This is a genomic window from Sporosarcina sp. Y838, assembly GCF_056786515.1.
Map to the genome: position 1 here is coordinate 1 of NZ_JBXCJD010000038.1, position 6,517 is coordinate 6,517.

At 30.3% G+C, this 6,517-nt stretch carries 8 protein-coding genes and 1 pseudogene; all 9 read left to right on the top strand.

The window, feature by feature from the left end:
- The first annotated feature begins 139 nt into the window (after positions 1–139).
- On the top strand, positions 140–529 hold the full coding sequence (locus AC1TO4_RS19625; protein WP_482106690.1) for a YhfM domain-containing protein: 390 nt from the start codon (positions 140–142) through the stop codon (positions 527–529).
- A 188-nt stretch (positions 530–717) separates the two neighbouring features.
- The gene (locus AC1TO4_RS19630) at positions 718–1,242 is read left to right on the top strand and encodes a VanZ family protein (protein ID WP_482106691.1); all 525 of its coding nucleotides are present in this window, start codon (positions 718–720) and stop codon (positions 1,240–1,242) included.
- 462 nt (positions 1,243–1,704) lie between these two features.
- Positions 1,705–1,917: a hypothetical protein gene (locus tag AC1TO4_RS19635; protein ID WP_482106692.1), complete on the top strand. Its 213-nt coding sequence runs from the start codon at positions 1,705–1,707 to the stop codon at positions 1,915–1,917.
- 104 nt (positions 1,918–2,021) lie between these two features.
- Positions 2,022–2,569: pseudogene (locus tag AC1TO4_RS19640) on the top strand (GNAT family N-acetyltransferase).
- 871 nt (positions 2,570–3,440) lie between these two features.
- Positions 3,441–3,776: a hypothetical protein gene (locus AC1TO4_RS19645; RefSeq protein ID WP_482106693.1), complete on the top strand. Its 336-nt coding sequence runs from the start codon at positions 3,441–3,443 to the stop codon at positions 3,774–3,776.
- Positions 3,777–3,953: 177 nt separating this feature from the next.
- The gene (locus AC1TO4_RS19650; RefSeq protein WP_482106694.1) at positions 3,954–4,580 is read left to right on the top strand and encodes a stage II sporulation protein M; all 627 of its coding nucleotides are present in this window, start codon (positions 3,954–3,956) and stop codon (positions 4,578–4,580) included.
- A gap of 270 nt (positions 4,581–4,850) precedes the next feature.
- Positions 4,851–5,600 (top strand): VOC family protein, encoded by a 750-nt coding sequence (locus tag AC1TO4_RS19655; RefSeq protein WP_482106695.1) that lies wholly within the window; start codon positions 4,851–4,853, stop codon positions 5,598–5,600.
- Positions 5,601–5,699: 99 nt separating this feature from the next.
- Positions 5,700–5,846, top strand: a complete 147-nt coding sequence (locus tag AC1TO4_RS19660) for a hypothetical protein (RefSeq protein WP_172372269.1) — start codon at positions 5,700–5,702, stop codon at positions 5,844–5,846.
- A gap of 201 nt (positions 5,847–6,047) precedes the next feature.
- Entirely contained in the window at positions 6,048–6,242 is a 195-nt protein-coding gene (locus tag AC1TO4_RS19665) for a hypothetical protein (protein WP_482106696.1), read from the top strand.
- The last annotated feature ends 275 nt before the right edge of the window (positions 6,243–6,517 follow it).

The window sequence follows — 6,517 nt, forward strand, 5'->3', positions numbered from 1 at the left end:
TATGAAATACGTGAAAAAATATTTATTCTACATGATGAAGTAGTGTAAGCCGTTGATACATCAATGTTTATAGAGGGAGGTTAGTTCAAGAAGAAGATAGAATATAACTTTGAGGTCACTTGTAAAGAGGGGGAGTAATATGAAAAAAAAGATATTAATATTGATAATGTTAATTTTAATATTTCTTATAGGATTTAATATGTTTTATAATGGGTTTTCGAAAATTGAAAGTATGACAATACAAAAATATGATGAAGTATTCGAAGATGGAAAAACCACAACTGATAAAGGAAAGATAGCTACTATTAGAGGTATATTGAATAAAGCAAATCACCTAAATGCTGAGTATAAAATTGCAACTGAACCAAGATACAAGATTCAACTAATCTACAAAGATAAATCTACCGAGGTTATTGACGTCATCGAAGAATTTGGTAAGAACAAGACTCTCCTAAGTAGTAATAAGAATGGTTATTACGAAATAAATGATAAACAAACGCAAAAAATATTAGAACTCTTGTTGAACTAATGTGGTGCTTTAGTTGAACAATCGGCTGTATTTACAATTACCTTAGTCGTTGGTACTCTAGGCTATTTCCCATTAGAAAGTCATTACACCTCAAAATGTGGTAATATTATACAGGGTTAATTTCGAAATAAAAGCAACCTTTATGTTAAAGGAACAACATTAGAAATTGAGATTGGAGTTTATTAAATATGAGGTTTTTTATAAAAGCAGTATTAGTAGTTGTATTGTGTTTTTATTTATTGGTACTTTCAAAACTAATCTTATTTAAATATCTAACAATTCCTGACTTAGTTAATCATTTTACTTTTAGTTATGATGGTCGTTCCTGGAGTCATAACTTTATTCCTTTTAAAACGATAATCTATTATTTATTCTTAGCAGATATAAATTTCAATATGAGAGTAGAAAACTTAGTTGGAAATATCATTGGTTTTGCACCATTTGGTTTTATTTTGCCTTTAATATCAAAAAGATTCCACTTGTTCAAAAATATTGCCATAGGATCCTTTTGTTTAAGTTTGACATTTGAACTTATTCAATTTGTATTTAAATTTGGAAGTTTTGATGTTGATGATTTAATTTTAAACACACTTGGAGGTGTAATAGGGTATATAGCTATTTACGCTATCTTTATACTTACAAAATACATAAAACAAAAAAAGTTCGTGAAATTTCTTCTTAAACTAACGGGTGCTTTACTTCAAGAAGGATAAAGCATTTTTTCTTATTGAACTAACGCAGCAGGTTAGTTCAATAAGAAAAGGGTGCTTAACTTGTGTTCAACAATCGGGCCATTTAGCTGGAAAGGGGGAGAGAAAGATTAATTTAGAAACAACAACTAGTAATTTTAACCTTGGAGATATACTCTTCACACTGTTTTCCCTTGGTTTTACAGTACTCATTATAGTTTTGATTGTGTCGCTGATCCGTACCAACAATAAGCGAAAAAAGCAACTCGACAGGATTGAAAAGAAAATTGATAATCTGAATCAATAAACAAAAAACAGTAAGGTGTACATACTTCGATTAACGGGTGCTTTACTTCAATTAGGGGTTAAGCCCCTCTTTTATTCAGCTAAAGGGGCAGTTTAGTTGAGTAATAATAGATAAAAATGAGGAATGAAAAGTGGATTTTTGAAGCCTATACGAAAATTTATAGATAAGGGGGAATGAGTTTGAAAAGATTTATGCCTTTGGTTATTGTGGCGTTATTTACACAACTACTTGCAATTATTATCTGGGGTGAATACGTTTGGTTAAGTAAACTTGCTTTGGGTTCAGTAGGAGGAACACCATTAGAACATATCCAACCAGCTTTATGGTTCATTTTTGTTACAGAAATCATATTAGTCATATTATTAGCTATTTATTTTAAGAAAAATGAGTGATTTTCTACTTGAACTAACGAAGCAGGTTAGTGCAAGAAGGAAAATAATAAATCATATAAATAAGGTGTGTTAAAATACATGCTAAACATACAGGGGGAAAAATAATGTTTATACATAAAATTGATGAAGATGTATCTTTAAAATTAATTGAATTGAATGATGCTGAGAGAATTTTTGAGCTTACCGATAAATCAAGAAACCATTTAAGAGAGTGGCTACCGTGGCTTGACTTCACTACAAAAGTCGAGGATTCAAAAGAGTTTATCCAAAACAGTTTAAAAAGTTATGCTGAGAATAAAAATATAAATACCGTTATTTTATACAAGGGAAAAATTGTTGGTGTGGCAGGTTCAACAGTATTAATTGGTCAAACAAAACAGCATATATAGGCTATTGGCTTAGTGAAGAATATCAAGGAAAAGGAATTATGACCAAAGTTGCTAAGGCATTAACTGATTATGCGTTTAGCCATCTAAACTTAAATAAGGTTGAAATTAGGGCTGCTTTAGAGAATAAAAAAAGTAGAAGCATTCCCGAAAGATTGGGTTTTGTAAATGAAGGAAGTATCAGGCAAGCAGAATGGTTATATGACCATTTTGTTGACCACATCGTTTATGGAATGTTAACAGATGAATGGAATAAAAATAGATAACCTCTTATTAAGCTAACGGGTGCTTTACTTCAATTAGGGGTTAAGCCCCTCATTTATTCAGCTAAAGGGGCAGATTAGTTCAATAAGACAAGTTGGCTTAAAAGTATATTTATTTTTTGAGAATTTATACTTTACTTAACACTACACAGAAGGGAACCCATCATTTATGAGTCCTGTAAGATTTTTTATTTATCAATTCATCTTATTTATCGCACTTCTTCTTCTCAATATCTACTCTGACCCATACATCAGCAAACCATTTTCTCTTGTTGATTTAATAGCAATATGTATAACAGCTCCTATCTTTATACTGCTTATCATCCTGATAGGTAAGTTATACATACGTTTCAATACCAGGTTACGAAACAAGGTCTTACTCTCTATAACAGCCCTTATTTTAGCAATCATATGTTTAGTAATAGTAGAGAATATTTGGTTTGAAATAAAAGGGGAGATGTTAATCAACTAACGCGGCAGTTTAGTGGAATAAGATATGTTAAAATGAACATGGAATACTTTAATTGTTTAAAAAGGGGTGTTCAAGGTAATGAAATATCAAAAACGTTCTGTTTATATTTCAATTGTAACACTTGCTTTCTTCTTAGTATTATCTTTAATGACACACCATTGGGGATTCTTTTTATGGAGTTTATTACCTGTTTTTATAGTTTTGATGACTACGTTTTCCACCAAAATCACGAAGAATAATGAAAAATAAAGGGCGTTTTCTTAATCTAATGGGTGCTTTACTTCAAGACGGAGTAAAGCCTTTTTTCTTATTGAACTAAAGCGGCAGGTTAGTTGAAGAGTGTTCTATAACTTGTGTTCAACAACTTAACGCAAGTAATCAATCTACTTTTAGGAGTTTATAATGAAAAAAAATAATGTTTCTATAATTTTAAATTTAATAGCTATTTTATTTTTATTTGCAACTTTTTTTCTTCAATATGAACATTTATTTGTAACTCGTATTGTTTTGATTGTTTTTTCAATAGTATATTTAGTGATTGAAATAAAAAAAGAGTATTTTTTGGCAAATAAAATGATGTTTATTATTTTCAGTGTGGTTAGTCTAATTGCCTTAATAGCAAGTATTTTATTTGATAATACTTCAGCGAATAACCTGACAAATAATATTCTTATCCTTGTATTTGTTTTTATTCTTATTGGTACTATGTATAAAGATTTATATGATAAAAACAAATAATAAAAAGAGATGGTTAGTTGAAGAAAAATAAAACTAATTAGCATTCTTGTTTCTATTTTCGTTATTCCATTATAGGGTGTGATTGTTTAATAAGTGTCTCTGTTCTTCTTGAACTAACGTGGTGCTTTACTTCAAGAAGGAGTAAAGCACCCGTTAGTGTAAGTAGGAATCTATCTAATGGATGAGGTGATGATGATTTTTAAGATAGTAAATAAAACTGCTTTTAAAAGGGCTGTAGTTTTCTTTGTTATAGCAACGATAGTGACAGTATTGGGAACAGTAATAACTTACTTTGTCAATCCTGATTTAAAAGGAATAATGGAATCCTTCGGGAATAGTTCATCGGATCAATTGAAAGAATCTACAGGGATTAAAAAAGTATGGGCGTACATTGTTAATAATGGGTTCATGGTACCTTTGCAAATGTTTTTATTGGCTTTAATTCCTATACAGTTTCTTTATCTCATAAATGTAATATCAACTGCTCTTATCCCTGGTATTCTTTTTGGTGTTGTTTTGCAGATGGACTTTATAAAAGGCATTGAGATAATTGCGTCTACCATTCCTCATTATTTTGTTGAAATTTTTGCGTTTTGTTTATTTGCAGCAGCTCTATTTGAGTTAAATCGAGTCATTAGAGCAAAAGTTAGAAGTGTATTCAAGAAAGGCAAAGATCAGGTTCCTCTTGTTAAGAAAATTTTAGGCACAATAAAAATTTACGGAGTATTAATATTACCGATTATTATTGTAGCTGCATTTTTGGAGACTTACATAGCTGATATTATATTTAACCTGTTTCAGTAACAGGTTCGACAATCGGGCGCGATTGTTGAAGTAGCATCGCTGTTCTTATTAAACTAACAGGGTGCTTTACTTGAAAATCGTTGAGATGCTTAGACGGCTCTTTTTTCTTGTTCAACTAAAGGGAGGTTAGTTGAATAAGCAGAAATGGATTTTTGATAATTTCAAATGGAAGGTTTTCCAAAATTCGAAACCCATATTCAATTCAAACGTATTAAAGTAAAGGGCATATTAGTGAAAGAAAATCTAAACGCATATTGGGGGGAGTATTATTTGAAGATTGACCATTTAGTTGTAAATGTTGATAGTTTTGTACAAGAAGATGAAAGTTTTATTAAGAAAGTTCACTCTTTAGGTCTTCCATATGAACCAAAATGGGGAAAGGGTACAAAAGGATTTAAGGTATCTAACATATGGATTGGAAATGAATATTTTGAATTGGTTAAAATCAAATCAAAAGACGGTGGGGGTTGGATAGAAAGTTGGACTGAGGACTATCATAGTGGTCATAGGGGACTTATTGGTTTTGCATTAGAAGTAGATGATATTGAAGCAACATATCAGAATCTAATTAGACGGAATATTCAAGCATCAACGCCAGAACCTTTAAAATTCAAATGGTTCTTTAAACTACTAAGTAAGACAATGCCTTGGAAAAATTCATATTTACCTAAATTTGAAGGAATGCCTTTTCAATTTTTCTTACAACAGCTTAATGATGAAAAAAGTAAAGCATTTATGCGAAAATATATGGTACCGAATAGTAGGGAAAAGAACATTAATGGAATATTAGAAGTAAAGATTTATGGCACATTGACAGAACAAGACAAAAATATATTAAAGGCACTTTTTCAAGATTATAAAATAAAAGATAGTACAATCACGGTTTCTCTTGGAAGACAAATCATTTCTTTTGTGGAATCTAAAAAACATTCAGTTGAAGTAATATTGGACTGTGAGAATGAAGAAAAATCAACTAAACAACTTGAGATAGGGAACAACTTAATAATTAATCATGATTGATTTCATACAATTGTCTTCTTCAAGAAGGATTAATGCTCGTTTATCTGGAATTTATTAGGTGATGAAAGATAAATAACTTTTAACAAGGGGGGATATGAAATGCAAAAATGCAAAAACTGTGGTGGAAATTCATTTGTAAAAGTACCAGAGTTTGAAAAAGAACTAACTGTCTGTTTGGATTGTGGGGAGGTAGTTTCAATAAGGTTCGTAAACCCAAGTATATTAAAGAAATATATATTAAAGTAGACAGATTTGGTTTTATAATTTTAATTGTCTTAGTTTAATATAAATGAGATTATAACCAGAGTTTATTCAACAAACGGGTGCTTTACTTCAAGAAGAGGTAAAGCCTTTTTTCTTATTAAACTAAAGAAGCAGGTTAGTTGAACAAGGGTTATGTTTATTGTAATGAGTTATAAGATGTTTTTATATATGGGGGCGAAAATAATGAAAGTAACAACTGGCTTATATATATTTCTTGTTTTAATACACTTTATTAACTTCACAAACATTACATTATTTAATGGAGAGTGGAACGGCATAACGATGTGGCTTAGTACAGGTCTATTTATAGCTGGTACTTCCTATTATTTATTGGATAAAAAAGCTATTCCTAAAAAAAAAATTAAAAAAATCGAGTAATAATAAGCTCTTATTACTCTAAAGGCAGATCGGTTGAATCAAAAGGAGAATCGATATTCAACTAACGATTGCTGGTTTAGTGTAACAACAGTAAGGCTTCTCTTGTTGTTGAACTAAAGGGCAGTTTAGTTAAACAAGAAAATATGATAGAATTAATTTATATAAAATTCGAAAAGGGGTTTCAACTTTGAATACTTTAACAATTAAAGAACTTAAATTTCGTAATGAGATTATTGAAGCATTCCCAATTATGAAGCAGTTACGAACTCATCTTG

Bases quoted from the DNA above. Each gene is read 5' to 3' on its own strand.
- AC1TO4_RS19625 (WP_482106690.1), top strand. From the start codon at position 140: ATGAAAAAAAAGATATTAATATTGATAATGTTAATTTTAATATTTCTT.
- AC1TO4_RS19630 (WP_482106691.1), top strand. From the start codon at position 718: ATGAGGTTTTTTATAAAAGCAGTATTAGTAGTTGTATTGTGTTTTTAT.
- AC1TO4_RS19645 (WP_482106693.1), top strand. From the start codon at position 3,441: ATGAAAAAAAATAATGTTTCTATAATTTTAAATTTAATAGCTATTTTA.
- AC1TO4_RS19650 (WP_482106694.1), top strand. From the start codon at position 3,954: ATGGATGAGGTGATGATGATTTTTAAGATAGTAAATAAAACTGCTTTT.
- AC1TO4_RS19660 (WP_172372269.1), top strand. From the start codon at position 5,700: ATGCAAAAATGCAAAAACTGTGGTGGAAATTCATTTGTAAAAGTACCA.
- AC1TO4_RS19665 (WP_482106696.1), top strand. From the start codon at position 6,048: ATGAAAGTAACAACTGGCTTATATATATTTCTTGTTTTAATACACTTT.